This window comes from Pseudomonas violetae (assembly GCF_023072615.1).
GTDB lineage: Bacteria > Pseudomonadota > Gammaproteobacteria > Pseudomonadales > Pseudomonadaceae > Aquipseudomonas > Aquipseudomonas violetae.
This window is the reverse complement of the sequence record NZ_JAKNRW010000042.1, coordinates 1-22,506: the sequence shown is the minus strand read 5'-3', so window position 1 is coordinate 22,506 and position 22,506 is coordinate 1. Positions and strand designations below refer to the sequence as shown.

The window sequence follows — 22,506 nt, the reverse complement described above, 5'->3', positions numbered from 1 at the left end:
AACTCATTCCATTGCCGCCGTACCGCTGGGCAACGCGCCAATTACCGCTGAGTAGGAAACCCGCGGTACACCTTGCAGGCGCCGCTCTAGCACCTGCGTCAGCGACTCGCCAGGGGGCAGATAGTCATCGCCGAAATCCGTGCCGATCTGGTTGGGATGGGCGACGATTTCCAGCACACCGTCGGTCGGCATTGCCCCGTCGCGCAGGTCAATGGGCGTGCACACGTAATCGGCGGTGGCACCGGCCAGTTGCTGCAGGCGCGAGTTGAGCAAATGCTTGAACATGCGCTTAGGCAGGCTGAGGTTTTGCCCCAGGTTGCGCGCCAGGCGCACTGGCACTCCCTGGCGGGCAGCGAAGCGCGCGACGATCTCACCGATCGGCCAGATGTTGTGTACATGCTGATGGGAATCCAGATGGCTGGGCTGCACGCCATTGTCCAGGCAGCGTTGCCATTGCGCTTCAAGCTCCTCCAGCACCGCCTCGCGATCCTCGCGGCTGAGCCAGAGGCGATGGCGGGGCACGTTGAGGTCGAACACCCCGGCGTTGTCGCAGAAGTTGGGTCGCGAAAGAATGCCCAGGCTTAACGGCTGGCCGTAGGTCAGATTGAAATGCAGGCCGATGCGCCCGGTCAGCAGCGGATGCTGGGCAATAACGCACGCGGCCTCGAAGGCCGGCATGTTGGCCATGGCCGTAGCTGAGCTGATAACGCCCGCCTGGAACGCACCGAGGATCACAGCGTTTTCGTTTGGGCTGAGCCCGAAATCATCAGCGTTGACTATGACTTGGCGTGGCATGTTCGCCCTCCCGTGTGGCGTTGTTTTTGACCTTGGCAGGTTTTGCCGGCTTGGCCTCGGCGGCCACCACAGGCTCCGCCGCCGCTGGTTTGGCGACCTTGGCCGCGCGCCGGGCTTTCCATTGCTGCAACCTCGGTTTGAGCGACTGCCAGACCCGTAACGCCAGCCCCAAGGCGATACCGCTGGGTCGCCAGGAATAAAAACTCCAGCGCCAGTGTTCCAGTTGCCCGGTCATGCGTTCGTGCAGTTGATGACTGGAATTTTCCAGGCTGACGCGCGACGCATCGATCCAGCGCCAGTTGTCGTCAAGCCCCCAGCGAATCCATTCTTCGAGCAAGACCCGACCGCTGCCCAAGTCGGCGTATTGCGGCAGGAACGCCAGGTTGTAATCGTACAGCCGCCCTTGTTCGAGCAACCCCAGGCGATAGCTAATGCAGCGCCCCTCCAGTTCGAGGACCACGACTCGCACCAGTCCCTGGGCGGCGAGGGCGGTGAAGGCCCGATCCATCCATTGGCGATGGCGTTCATCGGCAAAAATCCCCACCCCTTCGTCGCCTTTCCAGCTCACCGCTTCAACTTCACTGATGGCCTGCAACAACGTCCCCATGGTCGACGCATCCGGGGTGATGCGCCGGACTTCAGCACCACAGGCGGCGATTCGTTTACGTGCGCGGCGCAGTTTGTAGCGTGGGTCGCCTGAGACTTCCTGATGGTCGGCCTCGCTGATCCGGTGGACAGGCACGCGACAGCTCAGGCGCCGTTCACCGGTAGAGCTGTGCGCCGTCCATTGGGTCAGGGTACTTTCTTCGCCAGCCGCCACGCACAGCTCGTTCAATTGCAGCAGGGCATGCGGCAGCTTGCGGCGAACCTCCGCCAACGCCTGGCGCACATCCCCGGGGTCCAGACGGGCAAGCAGCGCCAGGCGATCGGCCAGGGGATAGCCCAAGTGGTGCAGCACCCGCAAGGGCAGCCCGGCGAAACGCTTCACCGATGCCACCAATGGCAGGCACAACTTCAACTCATCGCCTTGCCAGGCAAGCAACACATGCACGCGGCACCCGGCGGTCAGCGCCTGCTCCGACGCGCACATCCAGGCCAGTGTGTTGAACGGAGTGTGCTCCGGTACCCGTAGGCGCAGCGCTTCATAAGCCGCTGCCGGGAAGTCGGGTGCACACAGCGAAGTACGCCATTCAAATCGTGCCGCCATAGGTTCAGGTCGCCGATGCTGTAACAGGTTCACGGGTCGGCTTGCGCAAGGCATCCAGGCGCGAGCCGCTGTAATGGGTTTCCCGATAGAAACGCCGGCCAAACAGGCTGTACACGTTCATGATTCGACCCTGCTCGCGATAGCCCATGCGGATGTGCAATTTCAGCGCCGGGATATTGTGCGACTCGCAGACGTCCACCACCTTGTTGCAGCCTTTTTTTGCCATGGCCTTCCACAGGTCCAGCTGAAAGTCGACCGACAGTGTGGTGCCCCAGTAGGCGCGGATCTGTTCACCGCCGAACTCGAAGAATTCGCCGGGTTTCACCGGGAACCAGCAGCCGTAATAGTGACGGTCGTGGTAGTCGCCTTTGCTGCCCCAGATGAAGGCCACCGCATTGTCGCTTTCGTCCAGATACATGTGTCCGGTGTGGCCCTCATTAGCCAGTTCGGCCATGGTGCCAACGCGATCTCCGAAGTGTTTGCTGAAGGCCACGGCATTCTGTGCGGTGATGGTTTCCAGGCGCAGTGGCTTGTAAGGCCGCAGCCTGTGCGGTGGTACGGGGCTGACCAGATCACGCTCCATCCACAACAGTTCCTCGTGGAAAAATACGTAGTGCTTCCAGACTTTGTTGAAAGTGGCGCGCACGCCCTTGTGCTTGATGTGGTTGCTGAGCTTTTTAAAGACATTCATGGTGTTAACTCCTGACGGGGCGACCGTGGGTGGAGTAATGCAAGGCCCGACGCGACGTCTGCGCGCCAATCAGCGATGGCGTTCATGGGGCCCTCCAGCTCAGGGCGAACAGGGTTTCCCCTGGCAGCTCGAAGCTGATGCGGCCGTCCTGGCATTTGAACGGTGCGTCGCGGCTGCGGTTGTCCGCGCCGAAGTAACGCAGTGACCCATTGCTCAGCGGGCAGGCCGCGCCCGCCAGGCTGACACGTTGCAGGCGCGCGACTTTGTTCACCCCCAGCAGGCTGCGCTGCAGGTCGCTGGCCATGGCTAGCACATCGACTTCGAAGGCGTCGTTTTCCAGACGCATCACGTCTTGCAGCCAATGCTGCTGGATGAACTGCTGGGCGAATCCCACCGGTTTGAGCTCGAAGCGATCGTTATCGAGCACCCGCAGCATGCCTTTGGGATGTTCAGGTTCATCGGCGGCCTGGAACCAGCCGAGCATGTCGAGCAAGCCATCCTGGGACGAGTTGATCGCTACCGAGGCCCACCATAGCGAGGCGTAGTGAGTTTCCTGGTCGTACGGGCTGAGGCTGCCCCCGCTGGACATGTTGGTCTGGTCCAGCAACAAGGCCTTGCGTGGCCGCCCCTGGGCATCCAGCCCGACGAGTTCGGCGGCGCGGCGCACGCTGTCGCGATAGACCCGGGTCGCCAGCAGATCGCGGATCATCCATTCGTGCCAGGCCAGCGCGTCGATGCTGTCCCCGGATTCGGCGAGCAGGCGGCGGGCCCAATCAATGCCACGCTTGTCCTTGGCGTTTTCAATGAACGGACCATTGACGAACCGCGAGCTCGCCGGCATGGCAATGCGCACACCGGCTTTGGCGTTGGCCGGGTCGCTGCGCACCTGCCGGGCCATGCTGTTGAAGATCGCCTGATAGCTCGCGTAGTCGCGGTAATTGAGGTTCGGCTCGTCAGCGAATCCGATGTAGTGCGTGCCTTTGCCGCCGAGGGCGCGAGTGGCGGCCAGCCAGGCGTCGAGCCCTGCGTTGCTGGTGGCGTCGGCGCGTAGATCGGCCACGCGCTGCCTGCCGGCCAGCAGGGTAATGTCCTGGGTGATACCAAAGCGGTCCTGGTAAAGCTGGCGGAACTTGTCCTCGTAATGGGGCCGGGTCGCCATGATGTCGACCAGGCTGTAATGGGTGCCTGCCTTGACATTGAGCGAGTCGAGCACGGCGAAGCTCGATGGTGGTGGCAACACGTACGGCATGGCGACGGCCAGGTTCGGGGTTTTGCCGATCACTTCATTGTGCAGCGTCAGGTGGGTCTGGCCGATGTCTTCGCGCAAGGATTTGAGTTGCTGCGGGTTCTGCGCAAACAGGTTGGCCGTACCATCGAGCCAGAACGCCACTTTGCCGCTGCCGCGCAAGTGCAGGCGCCATACCTGGTCGGTGACGGCCACCGGCAACTCGATCTTGTCGAACTGCCAATAGGCCCGGTAGGGTTTGAGGGGCAGCGATAACTGCTTGCCGTCGCCCAACCGCTGCGCCTGCAAGGCGCCTACACCACCGTGGTATTTGCCGGCCAATATGGCGTGCTCGCCCGCCACGACCTTGAAATACAACTCTTCATCGCCTCGGGGCTCGGCGCTGAAATGCACCTTGGCCGGGGCAAACAGCGCCACCGTGCGTTCGTCGTGCTCAACCGTGTAGCGGCGGAAACTGTAGCCCGGAATTTCCAGACGATAACTGGCGGCGCTCGGCGCCAACGGCCAGCTTTGGCTGCCACTGGTTTCACTCGGTGCGATCTTGCGTTCGGCCTCAAGCTTGCCTTGGCCATCGACCAGGTACAGCTGTTCTTCGTTGGCTTGCGCCTGCCAGGCTGGGGTCCAGCGCACGGTCAGCGTGTCGGGGCGATCCGGCTGCAGATACAGGCTGCCATCGCGAATTTCCGCCCAACGCATGGGCGCGGCCTCGGCGCCCAGCCCCAGGCTCAGGCCTACCAGCAATAACAAGCACTTCATGCCGACTTCCGTTGCAGCAGCAGCAGCATGGGCGCCACGTCGCTGGGCAAAATGATAAGGGTTTGCCAGAGCGGTACTTTGCTTAGGCGGCAGTACAGCAGCAGCAGCGCCACGGTCACCGCCAGGTAGGCAATCGAGGACGCGGCGGCCGCACCGACGATGCCGTAGGCGGGGATCAGTACCAGGTTCAGCGCCAAGTTGAGCAAGGCGCTGAGGCCCATCAGCATTGAGATGGTGCCGGGGCGATTCTTGCCCAGCAGGTCCAGGCGCAGGATGCTCGCATAGCACAGGCCCAGCAGCCCCGGCAGCAGCGCCAGCAGGGCCGGGTAAGCCGGTTGATAGGCCGCGCCGAACAGAGTGACGATCAGCCACTCACCGATCAGCGCCATGCACAGGCACGCACCGATCATGACGGTGGCGGTCAGGCGCAGCGCCAGCGGCGTGAGTTTGTCGATGCCTTTTTCCTGTTGCAGCAGGCGCTTCATCAGCGGAGTGGTCACGGCCTCCGGAACGATCAGCAGCAACTCGGCAGCCGCACTGGCCATTGCGTAATGCCCCAGGGCCGTGGTGCCCAGCATGGCGCCGATGAACAGGTAGTCGGAGCGCAGGAGCACCTGCTGGAACAGCAGGTCGGGATGGCTGCGGGCACTGTAGCGCAGCAGTTCTTTCTGGCTGGCACGGTCCCATTGCAAGGTCAGCGGCTGAGCGCGCTTGAGCCAGACCCAGCCGGCCAGCACTACAAGGCTGAGACCGGCCAGCCAACTGATCAAAGCGGCTTCCAGCGCCGTGCTTTTCCACATCCAGAACAGCGCGAGAAACAGCAGCAGCGGCGCCAGCGATTCGATCAGGCGTAAGACGTTGAATGCGACCACACCGCCCGAGGCATTGTGCAGGGTCAGCAGGCCACTCTTGAGCACAGTCAGCGGCACAGCCAACAACAATAACCAGGCGAATAAACCCAGTTGCAAGGTGATGTCCAGCTCGCTGCCGAACTCACGGGTCAGCGTCACCACTACCAGCGTCAGCAGGCCCGCGAGCAGGCAGCCGAATACCAGCACCTGACTCAGCAACAGGCCCATGGATCGTTGTTGCGCAGCCTGGAAGCCGACGGCGGAATTGAGCCCGCCGCTGGTGGCGGCGCTGATCATGTCGGGCAGGGTGCTGAGCAGCGCGAACAGGCCGCGTTCGCTTGGCCCGAGAATTCGCGCCAGCAACACGTTGCGCAGCAGGCGCAAGGCGATCATCGCCAGCTTGGTTCCCATGCTCAGTGCCAGGTGCTTGAAATAATTGCCGCGACTCATGCGCGAGCCCCGCGATAGATGCGCCAGGACAGTAGTTGCGGATTGCGCGCGACCCTTTGGCTGACGCCGAACCGTGGCAACGCCAGGGGCTCTGAATCGCCCCGATAAATCCCGGTGGTGGTGCCCAGAGCAAACGGGAAGTCATGGTCGGCAACCTGTTGCCGGACCCGCGCATCGTTGTCGCCATTGGGGTAGCAGTAGACCGGTAAAGGACGGTTGCAGCCGTTCTGCAACGCGTCGCGGCTGCGGCGGATTTCTTGCGCCAGGGTGCAATCGTCCAGGCCAGTGAGAATGGCATGACTGGCACCGTGCGGGCCGAAACGCACCAGCCCGGAATTCTCCAGCGCACGCACCTGTTGCCAGTCCAGCGCTTGTGGCATCGAGTCTGTCGGGCATTCGTCGGTGAGGCGGTTGAGCTCGTCGGCTGTCAGGGTTTTCAGGCTTTGCACAAAGCGCAGCAGCGCCAGGCTGCGGCGATCCGCGTCGGCGTTATCGAGCAGCCCCGGCAGTGGCCGGCCGGCTTGTTGCAAGCATTCGATCAGGTGCATCCGCGGTTCCTCGCCATGGGTGCCCCAGAGGGTTTCACTGATACTTTCCCACCAGAACCTCTGGCGGCTGCCGATGAAATCACTGGAGAGGAAAATGCTCGCCGGCACCTGGTGTTTGAGCAGCAATGGGAAGGCGTTCATGGCGTTGTCACGCCAGCCGTCGTCGAAGGTCAGGGCAACCTTTGGCCGCTTCGAAGGCCGCTGTGTAGGTTGCAGAATATCCATCAGCGGTACGCAGTCAAAATGCCGGGTGAGCCAGCCCAGCAAGTGGTCAAACGCCTTAGGGCCGACGCACAGTTCGTTGCGATGAGGCAGGTCGGCGGCGCGGTCGTTGGACAGCACCCGATGCAGCATCAGGATCACCCCCGCACCATGCAGTTGATTGCGCCCCACTGACGAGTTGAGGTACAGCCAGCCGCTGGTCTGTTTGAACAAATGCTTGATCCCCATGGATTTGTCCTCTCAACGATTTTGTTCAGGGTTCCACTGCGCATAGCGTTGGCCGCGCAGGAACTGCCACAGACCGATACACATCCCGGCAAGGGTCACCAGGAGGAAGGCCGCGAGGCGAAAGGGTTTCGGCAAGCGGTGTTGCGAGTCCAGCAGGCCGGCAATGGCGATCGCATAACCGAGCAGTTGCGCGATCAGGAACACTCGGTAGAAACCATGCTCCTGCCACAGCCAGAAATTGCTCAGCAACAACGGCAGCAACAGGATGGGCGCCAGGCGGCGGATCAGCTTGTGGCTGATCAGCGCAACGGCGTACAGCCCATGCTTGAACGGGTTGAGCAGTTCGCGGCGCTGGGCAAGGCTTTGCAGGCCGCCGACGGTGACGCGCTGGCGCCGGCGAAATTGTTTGTCCGCCTCGTCGACGCCCTGGTCGATCACTTGCGCCTTGGGCACATAAACGATGCGCTTGAACGCCACAGGCGCGCAGGTACTGATGAAGAAATCATCGTTGACCTCGGCCGGCACGCTCTGGAACAACTCGCGCCGCAGGGCCAGCAGCGCACCGTCGGCGGAGACCATGCAGCCGGTGCGATTTTCCACCCGGCGCAGCCAGCCTTCGTAATGCCGATACAGACTGTCGCCGATGCTCAGGCCGTTGCCGGTCACCGGGATCACCATGTGACCGGCACAGGCGCCGACCGCCGGGTCGCCCAAGGGCGCGAGCAGGTGGCCGAGTGTATCGGTGGCCCACTGGTTGTCCGCGTCGGTGAACACCAAAATATCGCCGGTGCTCAGCGCCACGCCGGCGTTCAGGGTGGCTGCCTTTCCCTGGCGCGGCAGGTCGAGCACCGTGATGCGCGGGTCGATGACCCTATGCGCGCAGGCTACGGTGTCATCGGTGGAACCGTCGCTGGCCAGGATGATCTGCAACGAACCAGGCTGGTAATCCTGGGCGAGCAAAATGCGTAACTTATCCTCGATGTGTCGGGCCTCGTTGTGTGCGGCAATCACGATGCTCACGTTCATCGGTGGCGCCGGCGCCGGACGACGTGCCGGGTACAGCGGCGCGAGCAATGTCAGCAGTACGGGATAACCGAGGTAGGCGTAGACCGGCAACAACAGGCACATCCAGAAAATGAATTCAGCCACGGGCGGGCCTCCTGGCATTCCATTGACAAAGGCTGAGAATGAACGCGGCGCCTGCCAGGTGCAGACGCACCCAGTGCAAGCACCAGAGTTGCAGGGTCAGGCCAACATTGCGGTGCTTGGCACTCTGCCGCACGCTCAACATCAGCGCCGGCAACAGCGTCAGGGCAAACATTAGCAATGCGTGATGCGCGAAGCCGTTGAACAGGGCTGAAATGGCGAGGAAGTCCACCACCCAAGCCATGATCGAAAGCAACGGAAAGCGCAGCAGTCGCACGCTCATGCCATGGGTACGCAGCAATTGCAGATGACTGCCCTGGCGCCACATTTCCTTGCCCATCCATTCCCGCCAGCTGCCTTCGTAACCCCAGTGCAGGGCCACGCTTTCGTTGGCGGTGAGTAGGCGCGCGCCGTGTTTGCCCAGGCGCAGGGTAAATTCCTTGTCTTCACCGGTACGCAGGTTTTCGTCGAAGCCGCCGACCTTGTCGAACCAGCTGCGCCGCATCAGCAGGTTGGCACTGGGCAGCCAGTCCACCTTTTGCACGGTTTGGACGCCGGGACGCAACGTACGGCGCTGCCAGGCGGTCGCGTACCAGGGGGCTTCTGAGGGCGTGTGCAGGTCCAGTCCAAACACATCGGCCTGGCCGCTGGCTTCGAGTTCGATCAGCCGTGTCAGCCAGTCCTCGGGCATCTCGATGTCGGCATCGATAAAGGCCAGCCAGTGACCGCTGGCGATGGCGGCGCCGCGATTGCGCAAGGCGCCGATCACCAGGCCCGGCAGCACCAACACCTGGGCGCCGAACTGTCGAGCAATCTGCGGGCCCTGATCAGTGGAGCCGTTGTCGACCACTATCAGCTCGCACTGCAGATCGGCGGCATGGGCGGCTTTCTGCGCGGCCAGCAGCGTGCGCGCAATGTGCCGCGCCTCGTTGAACATCGGAATGACGATGCTGATGCTGTTCATGTCCGGGCCTCCAGCGGCGCGCCTTCTTCGGCTTTGAGGCGCAGCACGCTGGTCAGTGCGAGCATGATCCACAGGTACTTGTGGTTCGGCGCGCTGAGGAACATCAGGAACAGGGTCAACGAGAGAAAACTCATGCTTAGGTGGGTCAGCATATCGGCTTGCTCGGCATTGCCGCGCTGCATACAGGCGCGGCGCGCCCGCACCAGGTTGTACATGGCCAGGCCGAGCATGCCGACAAACATCAGGCCGGCAGGAATCCCCAGTTCACTGAAGATTTCCAGGTAGGTGTTGTGTGCGCGACGGTACAGCTCCTCGGGCTTGCCGTTGATGGAAAAGGCCTTGGCATAGCCGGTAGTCGCGAAGTGCAGCGGGAAGGTGCCGGGACCGGTGCCAATCAACGGGCTTTCGGCAATCATCCCGCTGCCCACCACGATGTAGGAAGCGCGCCGGCCCAGGGAGGCGTCCTGGCTCTTGGCACCCGAGCTCAGAATGCTCAAGGACTGAATGCGTTTAATGTAACCTTCCGGCATCGCATAGAGCGCAAGAGGAATCACGATCGCCATGCCGAGCATGCCAAACCCCAGGTGCCGCGGGCGAATGCGTGGCAGCAGCGCGCGATAGTGCCAGGCACCGATCAGCAGGCTGAGGAACAGTACCACCAGGCCGGAACGCGATTCGGTCTTGGTCATGCCGCCCAGCAGCAGGATTGTGCACCCGCCCCAGAACAGCCGATGCAGCAGGTTCGGGCTACGCATCACCAGGAACAGCGCCAGCGGAACGGCAAAGGCGATCATCAGGGCAAAGTTGTTCGGGTCTTTCAGCAGACCGGAAGCACGGCCGGCGTCCTGGTACTTGACGGAGAACATCGCCATGGCACAGGTCACGGCGACACTGAGGGTCACCAGTTTGGCGAATATGTTCAGGTTCAGTTCGCGGCCGATAAGCAGGGTGATAATGAACAGCACCAGGCCGACGCTCATTTCACGCAGGTGCCCGAGTGACAGGCCCATGTTGTCGGTGTTCAGCAGGCTGAGCAGGTACAGGGCCATGAAACTGAGCAGAAAGCGCCAGATATTGCTGCGCAGGCGTTCGGAGGGCAGCTGGTGAATCGCCAGTTGCAACATCAGAATCAGCACCAGCGAGGCCCCGAGCATTTTGGAACCGGGAAAGTCGTTGTCCTTGAACAGGCCCTCGAAGGGCAGGATGGTGGCGATGCCCAGCAGGCCCCAGCTCGGCTTGCGGTACAGCAACACAACGCCGGCCAGGCCGAGCACCACCCCCGGCGCCAGGAAAGGAAAAGGGCTGGCCAGCAAACCAAGGCAGACCAGGGCGAGCAAAACGACGATCGAGAGCGGAAAAGTCACGCGCGTGCCTCCCGTGCAGTACGGATATAAAGCTGCGACCAGCGTTCGGCCAGGGCCTTGAGGTCATAGCGATCCAGTTGCGTACGTCTTGCGTTGTCGATCAGCTCGCCAGTCAGGGCCGGCTCGGCCAGCAAGGTGCCGATCTGGCGGGCGAGGGCCGTGCTGTCGGCAGGCGCTGCCAGCAAGCCGTTGTGCCGGTCTTGCAGCACATCGGGAATCCCGCCGACAGCAAACGCCACCACCGGCACCCCGGCCTGCATGGCCTCGAGCAAAATCATTGGCGTGCCCTCGGTGCGTGAGCTGATCACCAGCGCATCGAGCTGTCGCCACCACTGGCCCATGTCGGTCTGATACCCCGGCAAGCGGATGCGCTCCTGCAAGCCTGCTGCGTTAATGCGTGCCAGCAGAGCCTCGCGTTCCGGGCCGTCGCCCAACATCACGGCGTCCAGTTGCGGGTGTTGCTGACACAGCGCAATCAGCGCATCGAGAAACAGGTCCGGGCCTTTTTCACTGCTCAGCCGCCCGACGTAACCGGCGAGAAAGCGCTGCCGGTCGGTACTGGGGGGCAACTGCACAGTGGCGGCGGGCAAACCGTTGGGAATCACCTGCAGCTTCTGCACCCCGACGCTTGCCTGACGGTGCAGCACGGCGATGCTTTCAGCGACGCAAACCACGCGATCCACCGAAGCCGTGCGGCACAATTGCAGGCTGAGCCAGGTGTAGAACTTCTGCTTGCGACTGCGCGGGGTGAACCCGTGCTGGGTGATTACCAACGGCAGGCGCAACAGCGTCGCGCCGACCCAACCGAACAACAGGCCCTTGAAGTTATGCGTGTTGATCAGCGGCCGCTCGGCCCGACGCTGACGTAAATGCCTCAGCAAGGCCCCCAGCCCCGCACAGCCACGGCAGTCAACCCCGGCTTCGCGAAACCGCGCGATCAGTTCCGGTGGCGCATCCAGAAACAGCACCTGGTGCTGCCCGGGCGTTGCCAGGCAGTGGTCCAGCAACATCCGCTCAGCCCCATAGAAGCCGCCGCTGCTGAGCAAATGAATGATCGGCAGGGTGCTTGCAGGCGCAGTCTGGCTGAGCGGCGCGTTCAATTGCGCACCCAATGCGCGAAGCGCGGCACGGTCCAGTTCTTGTGCGGATTGATAGGGTCGACGTTCTGATCGTTGATCACCAGCAGGACAGGCAGGCCCAGTTCGTGGGTGATTTGCGCTGGATGTTTGAAGCGGTGATCGAAGAATTCACGTACGTAAACGAAAGCGATTGCCAGCAGCAAACCGGTGAGCAGGCCGAATGGAATGATTAGCATCGGTTTGGGGAATGCGGCTTCGGTCGGCTCGAACGGTGGGCTGAGAATCCGTGCGTTGGACAGGTCGTTGTCCAGCGAGCGGGCGGTGCTGCTTTCGGCAAAACGCTGGGCGTAGGTAGAGAACGCGGAGTGCAACGCTTCGATCTCTGTGTCCATCTGGCGCAGCTTGCTCTGGGTTTCCTGCAACTGGTGGATGCGGTTCTTGAACTGGTCAATGCGCGCGGTTTTCTGGTCGATCACCGAGCTGACCACGGCCAGGTCGGCGGTCCGTTCCTGAATCCGGTTGCTTACCACTTTGAGGAACTGCCCGCGGTTCCGAGTGATCTGTTCACGGAGCAGCAGCATCGGTTCGCTGCTTGGCTGGAACACTGAAAGGTCGGTCATGTAGCGGCTGATCTGGCTAGTCAGCAGTTCACCGAGTTGCTTGACCTCGCGATCCTCGAAAGCCACGTTTTCGATGGTGGTGGTGAAGGTGTAAGGGAAGGTGAAGTCGCTAAGGAGTTTGGCGTCCTTGGCTGCGGCCAGGTTAGTTTTGAGGTAGTCGAGCCAGCGTTTGCTTTGCAACAGGCGATCCTGATAGAGGTTGAGCGCCTGCTCCTCGGTGTTGATGGCGTTCAGGCGGAAAGTGATTTCCTCCCGAGGATCCGCCGAACCGACGCCTTCAAGCAGGGCCAGTCGATTGCCTTCCAGGCCATCAAGACGCACCTGGTACTGCAGTTTCTTGGTTTCGTAGAAGCTTTGCGGCAGGTCGATCGACTGCAGCTCCTGACGGCTGGCCAGGTAGTTCTGCAGCAGGGCTGCAACGAACTTGGTGCCTTGGGCCGGGTCGGGGAAGCTGTAGATGATCGAGATCACGTTGGAGCCGGGCAGGGTTTCGATCTTCAGGTCGTCCGATGCTTTCTGGGCCAGCGCGTCCAGTTGGGTGTCGCGAACCGGGTCGGTCTCAAGCCCCAGTGCATCGCGCATCGGATTGATCACGTGCTCGCGAATCGGCGTGGTGACGTAGTCTTTGAACGGCTGCGCTACCAGTTTGTTGAACGTGCTGACGGGGGGAGAGTACTCGCCCTTTTCGCGCAACTGGCTGATGGTCTGACGGATCAACGCCGGCGAACGCAGGATATTGCTCTCGGTTTCCATGTCTGCCAGCGATGGCGGAATGAATGAGGCGCTCTCCTGGTTCAGAGAGGCGGTGGCATCTCCTTGTGAGAGTTTCTTGGACTGCACGATCACCTGGGCGGTGATATCGAAGCTCTGCTTGAGCATCAGCGGCAAAACCAGGGCGATCACTGCAAAGACCAGGAAGACTCGTTTCACCAACTGCTTGTTGGCGAAAAAGATCCTGAAGAACTCATGCAGGTAGTTTTCTTTTGGATTCATGGCGGTCACCTGAGAGTTAGTTGTCGCTGCCTTTGTTGTCGACGCGGTAGCTGAAGCTCATGCCCACGCCCTGGAACAGCACCACGTCTGCCAGTTGTCGGGCAAGTTCGCCGGCGCTGGCCAATTTGGTCTTGGGCACGTACAGCATGTCGTCGGCTTGCAGGTAGGCGATCTGCGAGGCATCGCCGGACAGAGCTTTCTCCACGTCATAACGATGCGCGGTGACCTCGTTGCCGTTGCGCCGCATGATCATCACTGAGTCCAGGCGTGCCTTGATGTTGGAGCCGCGGGCCATGGTCAGGGCTTCAAGTACGGACACCGGACGGCGAATCGGGTAGGACCCCGGCTGGCCGACTTCGCCCAGTACATAGATCTCGTTGCCGGCGGTGGACTTGAGCAGCACGTCCACGGTCATGCGTCCTGGCAACGTGGCGTAGCGTTTATTGAGGAACGTTTCCAGTTGGTTGACCGTCATGCCTTGCAGCGGTACGGCGCCAATTTCCGGAAAGCTGGCGAAGCCGTCGGTGCCCACGGTGATCTCGCGGCTCATGCCGGTACCGGGATGGTTGAGGACCGACTTGAGGTTCTGCTCGTTGGTCAACGGGCTGACCACATTGAGTGACAATGTATTGCGATTGGGTTGGAACAGTTGCTTACGCTCATACGCACGCTGAATTTCGATGCGTGCCTGTTCGCGGGTCAGGCCTTCGATTTTCACCGCAGTGTTGGCTCCCGGCAGCTCGATGGTGCCGTCGGGCAGCACCAACTGGTTGCCGTTGAGCTGGCTGGCTGCGGTGAAGTTCAGCGCGATCATGTCACCGGACTGCACTCGATAGGCGTCCGAGCCACTGGTGCTGATGTGGAAGATTACGTCCAGTACATCCTGGGGCCGCAGGGTCTGTTCGACCTTGGGCACGTCGGTGGCCTGGGCATTGGCCGGTGCGGCCGTGAGGATCTGCACTGGCATTGACTGGGTTTCGGTATGGCTGGAGCAACCTGCAAGCGGCAGCAACAGCAGGACAAGCATTCTGGCGTTCATGTCGTCATCCTTTGGCGTTTGCTCACAGATTTTTGTAGAGCCATTTGGGCATGTAGTACTTGCGTCGGTTGAACACGCTACCCACCAGTTTTGCTCCCGCCTGGGTCAGGCGCTGGACGGCGGCCTGGGCCACTTCCCAGCGGGTGTCTTCGGCGCGCACAACCATGATCACGCCGTCCACCTGGGTACTGATGACCAGGGTGTCGGCGGCCGAATACACCGCGTCGCCGTCGATCACGACAAAGCGGTAGCGGCTGCCCAGTTGGTCGAGCAACGGGCTCAGGGTTTCGGCGGTCAGGTGTTCGTTGCCCCGGGCATAACGTCCGTTGGGCAGCACGTGGAAGGGCAGGCTGGAGACGTCCACCACACAGTCCTGCAGCAGCGGTGGGCTCTGGGTGTTGAACAGCAGGTCGCGAAAGCCGCGCTCCTTGGTCAGCCCAAGCTGTTGGGTGAGGTTGGTGGTCGACTGGCTGGCGTCGACCAACAACACTTGGCCGCTGCTCATTTGCGCCAGTTGACTGGCCAGCACCAGGGCACTGGTGGTCGTGCCGGCGCCGGCGTTGGCGGCGGTCAGGAAGAGGATCCGCAGATCTTGATCGAGCACAGTCGAAGTCAGGTTGGACTCGCTCGGGTTCGCGATAGTCAGGCTTTGTGCAGTTGAACCGTCCATTTAACTCGCTCCGTGGCCGCTGAATACTTTGAAGGGGGTTTTCAACAGGATCTTCAGATCAAGCAGCAGGCTCTGCTCGGCGATATAGCTGAGGTCCAACTCAACGCGCTGGTCGAAGTCGATATTGCTGCGCCCGGAGATCTGCCAGAGGCCGGTCATGCCGGGGTAGATGCTCAGGCGCGCAAGATGATTGTCTTTGTAGCGGTAGGCATTGAATGAGGTGGGCCGAGGGCCTACCAGGCGCATGTCACCGGCCACCACGTTGAACAGGTTGGGCAATTCGTCGAGGCTGCTGCGCCGCAGGAAGCCACCAATGCGGGTGATGCGTGGATCTTTGTCGATTTTGAAATCGATGGCATCGGCCCCGTGTTTGTTGAGGTGACGCAGGGATTCCTTGAGCTCCTCGGCGTTGGCCACCATGGTGCGAAACTTGTACATGCCGAACGTGCGACCGCGGTAGCCGGTGCGTTTTTGCACGAACATGACCGGCCCTGGGCTGGTGAACTTGATCACCAGCGCCAGGCCCAGCAGCAGCGGCGAGATCAGCACCAGGATGATCAATGCCCCCAGGCAGGCCATTACCCGGTTGGTACGCGATAAAGTCCAGGGTCGCCCGCCATCGCGCCCGGTGATCCAGCCACGGCCTTGCATATGGATGGCGGCATCCATGCGGATTCGGTGTTCGGGGTCCAGGCGCTTGTCTCTCCTCAATTCTTTGAGGGGCACACCTTTTTCGTGTCCTGTCATGTAATCCTCCGCTGAAGTTCAGCCGCGAACGGCGCGTGGGCGATAGGCAGTGGGTAGTAATCGCGAAACCAGGCAATGAAGCGCCCGAGTCCTTCATCCAGTTCGATGCGTGGCTGGAAGCCGGTGGCCTGGGCCAGGTCGCTGGCATCGGCACAGGTATTGAGCACATCGCCGGGTTGCAGGGGCAGCAACTCGACCAGAGCTTTTTGCCCGAGGTGTTTTTCCAGGAGCGCCAGGTAAGCCTTGAGCTCGACCGGGTGCTGCCCGCCAATATTGAAGATGCGCCACGGCGCCATGCTGCTGGCCGGGTCCGGGGTTTCCCGGTCCCATTGGGGGTTGGCCTGCGGTGGCAGCTCAATCAGACGGACGATGCTTTCGATGATGTCGTCGATGTAGGTGAAATCACGCTGGTGCTGGCCGTAGTTGAACAGCTTCAACGGCTGGCCCTCGGCGATCGCGCGAGCGAACTGGATCGGCGACATGTCCGGCCGCCCCCAAGGCCCGTACACAGTAAAAAAGCGTAAACCGGTGCACGGGATACCGAACAGATGGCTGTAACTGTGGGCCATTAGCTCGTTGGCTTTCTTAGTCGCGGCGTACAGCGACAGCGGGTGATTGACGCCGTCCCTGACCGAGTAGGGTGTGTGCTGGTTGGCGCCATACACTGAACTGGACGAGGCGTAGATCAGGTGCGCGACCGGGTGTCGCCGGCAGCTTTCGAGAATGCTCAGGAAGCCACTCAAATTGCTGTCCAGGTAGGCCCGTGGATTTTCCAGCGAGTAGCGCACCCCGGCCTGGGCGGCGAGGTGAATCACTACCTGCGGTTGTTCACGGGCAAACAGCGCCTCGATGGCCGCGGCGTCGGCCAGGTCGACCTTGGCGAGCTGGAAACTGCCGACCTGCTCCTGCACCCAGGACACTCGATCGTGTTTGAGTTGCGGGTCGTAGTAGTCGTTGAAGTTATCCAGCCCGCACACTTGATGTCCGTCGCGTAGTAGCCGCAACACACAATGGGCACCAATGAATCCTGCGGCTCCGGTCACGAGTATCTTCATGGACGCAGCGCCTCGGGCACGTAGTGACGCAAGCCGATGCCGCTGTAGTGCAGGCCGGCGGCCGCGACGTGCTCGGGGTTGTAGAGATTGCGCCCGTCGACGATCACCCGCGAACGCAACTTACTGGCCAGCAGGTCGAAGTCGACCACGCGAAAGTTTTTCCACTCTGTGCAAATCACCAGCGCGTCGGCGTCTTCCAGGGTGTCGTCGCGGGTGGCGCACAGGTGCAGGTCGTTGCGATAACCGTAGAGGCGGCGGCATTCGGACATGGCTTCCGGATCGTAGGCCTGCACGCTGGCGCCCTCTGCCCACAACGCTTCCATCAGGTAGCGGCTGGGGGCTTCGCGCATGTCATCGGTGTTGGGTTTGAACGCCAGGCCCCAGATCGCAATGGACTTGCCGGCCAGGCCATCGGGGAATCGAGCTTTGAGTTTACTGAAGAGAATATGGCGCTGGCTGTCGTTGACATCGGTCACGCTGCGCAGCAGGCGCAATGGCATGCCGTTGTGTTCGGCGGTGTGCAGCAGGGCGCGCAGGTCCTTTGGAAAGCACGAGCCACCAAAGCCGCAGCCCGGGTAGATAAAGTGGTAACCGATGCGCGGGTCCGAGCCGATGCCTTTGCGCACCGCTTCGATGTCGGCGCCCAGCAGTTCGGTGAGATTGGCCAGTTCGTTCATGAAGCTGATGCGAGTGGCGAGCATCGCATTGGCTGCGTACTTGGTCAGCTCGGCACTGCGATTGTCCATGAACATGAGCTTTTCATGGTTGCGGCAGAAGGGTGCGTAGAGCTCGCTCAATTGCTCGCGGGCCTGATCGTCGTCGGTGCCAACGATGATGCGGTCCGGGCGCATGCAGTCGGCCAGCGCGCTGCCTTCCTTGAGGAACTCCGGGTTGGATACCACCCGCACATTCAGCGCCGCCTTGCCCCGGCGTTGCAGTTCTTCGCTGGCGGCGGCGACCACCTGATCCGCAGTGCCGACCGGTACGGTGGACTTGATGATCAGCGTGCGATCGGCCTCCATGAAACTGGCGATCTGCCGGGCCACGTTCAGAACGTGACTGAGGTCGGCGGAACCGTCCTCATCGGCGGGCGTGCCGACCGCGATGAAGATCAGCTCGGCGTGTTCCACCGCATCGCTGGCCTGGGTGGTGAACAGCAAGCGACCGGCCTTGATGTTCTCTTCCAGCGTGCCGGATAGTCCCGGTTCACTGATCGGCGGTACCGCTTGTTGCAGTTGCTTGATCTTGGTCGGATCAATGTCGACGCACAGGACACGATGTCCGACATCGGCCAGTGCCGCTGCTTGTATCAGGCCAACGTAGCCCGTACCAAATACGCTCACGTCCATTTTGGCGTGCCTCGTAAGACGGTGGAGAGGATCAGAATTAGACTGTCAAAATGGGTATAGACCAGTCGTGGGAATCCGTGTCAGCAAAATGACGTGTTGCATTGGCAAGACACCCCCCAGTTCTGGGGGCGATATGCCATCAAGTGCCTGTCGTAGCTGCATTTGCCCCGGTTTTGAGGGGTTTAAGGGCAGTTCAAAGAAAACGATAGACGGTCGTGAGACGATTCTTGCGAGGGTTGGAACGCGTAAGGTGTGTCAGATTTGAGTCAACGTTTTTTTGACGCTTTGTAAAAAAGTCCGACATTTCTTGCGCAAAGATGGCTATGTGCTAGCGCCAAAAAATAGCCGACAATCTATTGGCCAATTGCGGTACTGGGCAATAGCGTTAAGGGGGAGAAAGGCTGCGATTATTGGGTGTGATTTGCCCAGGCGGTCACTGCGTTGATCCCGCACTTGCGCTCCCACAAGGGTGATGTTTAAGCAGCAAGTGCGCGGTATCGTTCAGGTCCATAGCGAGCAGAGCTTCAGTTGACGACCTCGGGCGTACCCCTGACCACCGCCGTACGCGCAGTCTCCAGCGGGTCATGCAAGAGCGAATACCCCCGCTCCAGCAACGTGCGGCCAATAAACCGCGAACCAACCTCGTTCAAGTGCGAATCGTCCAGATACAACAACTGCCCCTGAATGATCGGACTGCAAACCCCCGCCGGGCAGATCACCTGATTAGGGTCGATAAAGCGCACCTGCGGAAACTTCGCCCGCACGTCCGCCCAATAAGGTGCAAGCGCGCTTTGGGCGACCGAACAATTGCGCTCGGTGCCAAACATCAACCGCCTGATCGGGCAACTTGCGGCCTTTTCGATGTGCTGGTTACTCAGGATCACAATGACCTGGCCGCTGTTCTCCACCACCCGCCGAATGCTCGCCTCAACGATATCCCTGGCAATCGCCTCTTTTGGCCAGATCGCCGCCAGCACCACATAAGGGTATTTGTTCTGCTCGATCAGGCTGAACACGCGCTCGTTGCGTTTTGCGCAATGGGCGGCGTAGACCGGTGGCATGTCGGCGCTATAGCCGATGATCGGCGGACACGAGTCCATGGTGTAATCCATGATCGACAGATTGTTCGGCTTGGCCAGGATATCCACCATGCCGGTAAAGTGATTGGCAAACGAGTCGCCGATCATGATGCCGTCCAGGCCCTCTTTCTTGACGCCCAAGCGGCAATTCTCATTGGGTGCGGTGCTGTACAGCGCATTAGGAACGTGGCAACCGCTGCGAATCTCGCTGGGCTTGCTCAGCGTCATGGCTTCCAGCGCTGAAACCCCAGGGCCGAACCGCTGCGGAAAACCACTGAATAAAACGCTTAGCGCCGCTATTGCAGCCAGTCCCAAGGCCGGGAGCGCAAATCGGCGGACGAACACCCGGGAGAAATGCCAGTTCGCCCCACCACGCCGGAACGGCACCTCGACATAACGCCAGGACAACCACGACAGCCCGATCGAGACCGCGATCAACATGGCTCCGACCGGCAGGTCGACAGGGATCTCCAGATAATTGAGGTAGGCAATCAGCGGCCAGTGCCACAAATACAGCGAATAGGAAATCAGCCCGACAAACACCATCGGCCGGCAGGTGAGCAAGCGCGAGTGCCTGTCGCCGCTGCCCGCCAGAATCAACAGCGCTGCCCCGAGGCAGGGAATCAACGCGTTGAGCCCAGGGAAGGTTGAGTTCGCGTTCAAGGCAAACAGTGAGAAGCCAATCAGCAGATAGCCCCCCAGAGCCAGGACATGGGCTGCCAGCTTGCCGATGACGCGAGGCTGCTGCAGGTAAATCCCCAGCAGCCCGCCCAGCATCAATTCGAAAAACCTCGTCGGCAGCAGGTAGTAGGCAGCGGTGGCGAAGACGCCCGTCGCGTACTCGGAAACGGCCACCGCAACTACCACGCCGATGCCCAGGACAGGCAGGACGTAACGAGGCGCCAGGCGATAAAGCAGGACGATGAACAGCGGCCAGATGACGTAGAACTGCTCCTCGATGCCCAAGGACCAGGTATGCAGAAGAGGCGCTTCACTGGCATCGGCGGCGAAGTAGTTGCCGTACTTGACCCAGATATAGATGTTGGAAACGCCCAGCAGGGAGAGCAGGGCGCTGACATTGAGGCGGATTAGGTCGACCGGCGACAGGATAAAGGCGCCGACGATCACCGTCGCCAGCAGCACCGTCGCCAGCGCGGGAACGATCCGATTGATGCGTCGCTGGTAGAAGCCCTTCAGTGAGAAAGCGTTGCTCTTGACCTCGGAATACACTTGGGAGGTGATCAGGAAACCGGAGATCACAAAGAAAATATCCACGCCCACAAAACCGCCGGGCAGCAGGGTGGTATTAAGGTGGTGTAACAATACCGCGATCACCGCTACAGCTCGCAGACCATCTATGTCCGAGCGGTATTTGCCTTGAGCCATGCGCTTCACCATCCCTAAAGCTTTCGCCATCCATCTAAGTCCGACCCATGACAACCACTGTCAAGATTTTGGACGGTTAACCCCACATGTCATTTGTAGCTCGGAATTGGCTGGACGCAAATGGCCATCAGTCGCCGCAGGTGCTCGAGAGCGGGCAATCGTGATCAAACAAATATTCTGCAAGGCCGCTATCCTTGGCCGACGCTCATCGAACGGGTCGATCCATGCTTGAAGTCCACGCAGTGTTCAAAAGCTACGCCACGCCGCAAGGGCCCTTGCCGGTGCTGCAAGGCGTCGACTTGACGTTGAAACCGGGCAGCAGCCTGGCGTTGATGGGCGAGTCCGGCAGCGGCAAGAGCACCTTGCTGCACTTGATCGCCGGGCTGGACAAGGTTGATCGCGGCACCATTATCAGCGGCAAATATCGGCTGGACCAGATGAACGAAAGGCAGTTGGCTGACTGGCGCCGCAACGAAATCGGCCTGGTGTTCCAGCAGTTCAACCTGATCGGTAGCCTGCGAGTGGAGGACAACCTGGCGTTTCAGGCGCGTCTGGCTGGGCGTCATGATTCGCATTGGCAGGCGCATCTGGTGCAGCGCCTGGGGTTGGCCGAACTACTGCGCCGCTATCCCGAACAACTCTCGGGAGGACAACAGCAGCGGGTTGCCCTGGGGCGGGCGCTGGCGTCGAAACCCAAACTGCTGCTCGCCGATGAACCCACCGGCAGTCTCGATGAGGCCACCAGCGATGAAGTATTGAAGCTGCTGCTGGAGCTGCTCGACGACAGCCCCACGACCTTGTTGATGGTCACCCACAGCCCCCGGGTAGCGGCGCGCCTCGACGACAAAGTGGTGCTGCACCGTGGTCGCCTGGCCGGCGCGGACGAGCGCTGAGGTGCGGGTCTTCCGCCAGGCCTTACGCGCGCTGCTCAGTCACTGGCGGCAGCACCCGGTGCAATTTTTCAGCGTGCTGACCGGGTTGTGGCTCGCCACCAGCCTGCTCACGGGCGTACAGGCATTGAACGGCCAGGCGCGGGACAGTTACGCCCGGGCCAGCCAGATGATTGGTGGCGAACCCCAAGCCAGCCTCAGCGCCCCGGGCGGGGGGACGTTTTCCCAGCAACTGTTTGTGGACTTGCGTCGGGCCGGTTGGCCGGTATCGCCGGTGCTCCAGGGGCGGGTCACGCTCAAGGGCCTGGAACAACAGCGACTGCAACTGATGGGCATCGAACCGGTGTCGCTGCCGGCGGGTGCTGCGGTGGCCGGGCGGGTATTGGCGATCGAGCAGATCGTCGAATTTTTCACCCCCCCGGGTAGCACCTGGGTAGCACCGCAAACGTTGCAGGCCATGGGCATGCGCGAGGGCGAGCGGCCGGTCAGTGCCAGCGGTCAGGCATTGCCGCCGCTGCATGCCCAGGCAGACATGGCGCCAGGGGTGTTGCTGGTAGACATCGGCTTTGCCCAGCAGATTCTCGACCAGCCGGCTCAAGTGTCGCGCTTGCTGTTGCCCAAGGATTTCAGTGCACCGCTGCCGGAGCGGTTCAGCACTGTGCTGCAACTCACGCGCAGTGGTGAAGAAAACAATTTGGCGCGCCTGACCGAGAGCTTTCACCTAAACCTCGATGCCCTGGGCTTTCTCTCCTTTGTGGTCGGCCTGTTCATCGTCCATGCGGCCATCGGTCTGGCCCTTGAACAACGGCGTGGCCTGCTGCGGACCCTGCGTGCCTGCGGTGTAAGCGCACGGATGTTGATCGGCTGCCTGGTCGTGGAGCTGGGCGCCCTGGCACTGGTTGGCGCAGTGGCCGGGATCGTCAGCGGCTATCTGTTGGCGAGTGTGCTGCTGCCGGATGTCGCCGCCAGCCTGCGGGGCCTGTATGGCGCCGAGGTCGCCGGGCAATTGAACCTGAGCCCGTGGTGGTGGTTGAGTGGTGTCGGCTTGAGCCTGCTCGGTGCGTTGCTGGCCGGTGCCAACAGTCTGTTGCGGGCGGCGCGCCTGCCGTTGCTGGCACTGGCCGATCCACA

The 22,506-nt window shown here is 61.4% G+C and carries 19 protein-coding genes; 2 read left to right on the top strand and 17 right to left on the bottom strand.

From position 1 onward, the window contains the following. Positions 1-3: 3 nt before the first annotated feature. From L9059_RS27085 to L9059_RS27005, 17 genes are all read right to left on the bottom strand, one after another. The gene (locus L9059_RS27085; RefSeq protein WP_247293984.1) at positions 4-795 is read right to left on the bottom strand and encodes a ChbG/HpnK family deacetylase; all 792 of its coding nucleotides are present in this window, start codon (positions 793-795) and stop codon (positions 4-6) included. Beyond that, positions 767-2,002 (bottom strand): GNAT family N-acetyltransferase, encoded by a 1,236-nt coding sequence (locus L9059_RS27080; protein ID WP_247293983.1) that lies wholly within the window; start codon positions 2,000-2,002, stop codon positions 767-769. Before L9059_RS27080 ends, L9059_RS27085 begins: the two co-directional genes overlap by 29 nt. A 4-nt stretch (positions 2,003-2,006) precedes the next feature. Continuing rightward, positions 2,007-2,693: a GNAT family N-acetyltransferase gene (locus L9059_RS27075; protein WP_247293981.1), complete on the bottom strand. Its 687-nt coding sequence runs from the start codon at positions 2,691-2,693 to the stop codon at positions 2,007-2,009. Positions 2,694-2,775: 82 nt separating this feature from the next. After that, positions 2,776-4,695, bottom strand: a complete 1,920-nt coding sequence (locus L9059_RS27070) for a hypothetical protein (RefSeq protein WP_247293979.1) — start codon at positions 4,693-4,695, stop codon at positions 2,776-2,778. Then, positions 4,692-5,996 carry a lipopolysaccharide biosynthesis protein gene (locus L9059_RS27065; protein WP_247293977.1) on the bottom strand — a complete coding sequence of 435 codons (1,305 nt, stop codon included), beginning with the start codon at positions 5,994-5,996 and terminating at the stop codon, positions 4,692-4,694. The genes L9059_RS27070 and L9059_RS27065 overlap by 4 nt, the downstream gene beginning before the upstream one ends. Next, entirely contained in the window at positions 5,993-6,994 is a 1,002-nt protein-coding gene (locus L9059_RS27060; protein WP_247293975.1) for a polysaccharide deacetylase family protein, read from the bottom strand. The genes L9059_RS27065 and L9059_RS27060 overlap by 4 nt, the downstream gene beginning before the upstream one ends. Before the next feature lie 12 nt (positions 6,995-7,006). Further along, complete coding sequence (locus L9059_RS27055) at positions 7,007-8,143, bottom strand: glycosyltransferase (RefSeq protein WP_247293974.1); 1,137 nt, start codon at positions 8,141-8,143, stop codon at positions 7,007-7,009. Beyond that, entirely contained in the window at positions 8,136-9,104 is a 969-nt protein-coding gene (locus L9059_RS27050; protein ID WP_247293972.1) for a glycosyltransferase, read from the bottom strand. Before L9059_RS27050 ends, L9059_RS27055 begins: the two co-directional genes overlap by 8 nt. After that, the gene (locus L9059_RS27045; RefSeq protein ID WP_247293970.1) at positions 9,101-10,468 is read right to left on the bottom strand and encodes an O-antigen ligase family protein; all 1,368 of its coding nucleotides are present in this window, start codon (positions 10,466-10,468) and stop codon (positions 9,101-9,103) included. Before L9059_RS27045 ends, L9059_RS27050 begins: the two co-directional genes overlap by 4 nt. Next, a complete protein-coding gene (locus L9059_RS27040; RefSeq protein ID WP_247293968.1) occupies positions 10,465-11,568 on the bottom strand; it encodes a glycosyltransferase family 4 protein in 1,104 nt (367 codons plus the stop codon). Before L9059_RS27040 ends, L9059_RS27045 begins: the two co-directional genes overlap by 4 nt. Beyond that, complete coding sequence (locus L9059_RS27035) at positions 11,565-13,160, bottom strand: GumC family protein (protein WP_247293966.1); 1,596 nt, start codon at positions 13,158-13,160, stop codon at positions 11,565-11,567. Before L9059_RS27035 ends, L9059_RS27040 begins: the two co-directional genes overlap by 4 nt. Before the next feature lie 16 nt (positions 13,161-13,176). Continuing rightward, positions 13,177-14,199, bottom strand: coding sequence for a polysaccharide biosynthesis/export family protein (locus L9059_RS27030; protein WP_247293964.1), 1,023 nt, complete (start codon positions 14,197-14,199; stop codon positions 13,177-13,179). Between the two features lie 22 nt (positions 14,200-14,221). After that, entirely contained in the window at positions 14,222-14,869 is a 648-nt protein-coding gene (locus L9059_RS27025) for a CpsD/CapB family tyrosine-protein kinase (RefSeq protein ID WP_247293963.1), read from the bottom strand. Continuing rightward, the gene (locus L9059_RS27020; RefSeq protein ID WP_247293962.1) at positions 14,870-15,616 is read right to left on the bottom strand and encodes a sugar transferase; all 747 of its coding nucleotides are present in this window, start codon (positions 15,614-15,616) and stop codon (positions 14,870-14,872) included. It abuts the gene before it with no gap. Continuing rightward, complete coding sequence (locus L9059_RS27015) at positions 15,613-16,671, bottom strand: NAD-dependent epimerase (protein WP_247293961.1); 1,059 nt, start codon at positions 16,669-16,671, stop codon at positions 15,613-15,615. Before L9059_RS27015 ends, L9059_RS27020 begins: the two co-directional genes overlap by 4 nt. After that, positions 16,668-18,020 (bottom strand): UDP-glucose dehydrogenase family protein, encoded by a 1,353-nt coding sequence (locus L9059_RS27010; RefSeq protein ID WP_247293960.1) that lies wholly within the window; start codon positions 18,018-18,020, stop codon positions 16,668-16,670. The genes L9059_RS27015 and L9059_RS27010 overlap by 4 nt, the downstream gene beginning before the upstream one ends. A gap of 524 nt (positions 18,021-18,544) precedes the next feature. Further along, complete coding sequence (locus L9059_RS27005; RefSeq protein WP_247293959.1) at positions 18,545-20,485, bottom strand: acyltransferase family protein; 1,941 nt, start codon at positions 20,483-20,485, stop codon at positions 18,545-18,547. A 224-nt stretch (positions 20,486-20,709) separates the two neighbouring features. On the opposite strand from L9059_RS27005, the gene L9059_RS27000 reads away from it, so the two are divergent. Continuing rightward, positions 20,710-21,378 carry an ABC transporter ATP-binding protein gene (locus tag L9059_RS27000; protein WP_247293958.1) on the top strand — a complete coding sequence of 223 codons (669 nt, stop codon included), beginning with the start codon at positions 20,710-20,712 and terminating at the stop codon, positions 21,376-21,378. A 1-nt stretch (position 21,379) separates the two neighbouring features. Then, positions 21,380-22,506, top strand: a 1,127-nt coding sequence (locus tag L9059_RS26995) for an FtsX-like permease family protein (RefSeq protein ID WP_247294013.1), incomplete at its 3' end; no start/stop codon positions are given.

Coding starts and splice junctions, on each gene's coding strand:
- L9059_RS27085 (WP_247293984.1), bottom strand. CDS start 795: ATGCCACGCCAAGTCATAGTCAACGCTGATGATTTCGGGCTCAGCCCA.
- L9059_RS27080 (WP_247293983.1), bottom strand. CDS start 2,002: ATGGCGGCACGATTTGAATGGCGTACTTCGCTGTGTGCACCCGACTTC.
- L9059_RS27075 (WP_247293981.1), bottom strand. CDS start 2,693: ATGAATGTCTTTAAAAAGCTCAGCAACCACATCAAGCACAAGGGCGTG.
- L9059_RS27070 (WP_247293979.1), bottom strand. CDS start 4,695: ATGAAGTGCTTGTTATTGCTGGTAGGCCTGAGCCTGGGGCTGGGCGCC.
- L9059_RS27065 (WP_247293977.1), bottom strand. CDS start 5,996: ATGAGTCGCGGCAATTATTTCAAGCACCTGGCACTGAGCATGGGAACC.
- L9059_RS27060 (WP_247293975.1), bottom strand. CDS start 6,994: ATGGGGATCAAGCATTTGTTCAAACAGACCAGCGGCTGGCTGTACCTC.
- L9059_RS27050 (WP_247293972.1), bottom strand. CDS start 9,104: ATGAACAGCATCAGCATCGTCATTCCGATGTTCAACGAGGCGCGGCAC.
- L9059_RS27035 (WP_247293966.1), bottom strand. CDS start 13,160: ATGAATCCAAAAGAAAACTACCTGCATGAGTTCTTCAGGATCTTTTTC.
- L9059_RS27030 (WP_247293964.1), bottom strand. CDS start 14,199: ATGAACGCCAGAATGCTTGTCCTGCTGTTGCTGCCGCTTGCAGGTTGC.
- L9059_RS27025 (WP_247293963.1), bottom strand. CDS start 14,869: ATGGACGGTTCAACTGCACAAAGCCTGACTATCGCGAACCCGAGCGAG.
- L9059_RS27020 (WP_247293962.1), bottom strand. CDS start 15,616: ATGACAGGACACGAAAAAGGTGTGCCCCTCAAAGAATTGAGGAGAGAC.
- L9059_RS27015 (WP_247293961.1), bottom strand. CDS start 16,671: ATGAAGATACTCGTGACCGGAGCCGCAGGATTCATTGGTGCCCATTGT.
- L9059_RS27010 (WP_247293960.1), bottom strand. CDS start 18,020: ATGGACGTGAGCGTATTTGGTACGGGCTACGTTGGCCTGATACAAGCA.
- L9059_RS27005 (WP_247293959.1), bottom strand. CDS start 20,485: ATGGCTCAAGGCAAATACCGCTCGGACATAGATGGTCTGCGAGCTGTA.
- L9059_RS27000 (WP_247293958.1), top strand. CDS start 20,710: ATGCTTGAAGTCCACGCAGTGTTCAAAAGCTACGCCACGCCGCAAGGG.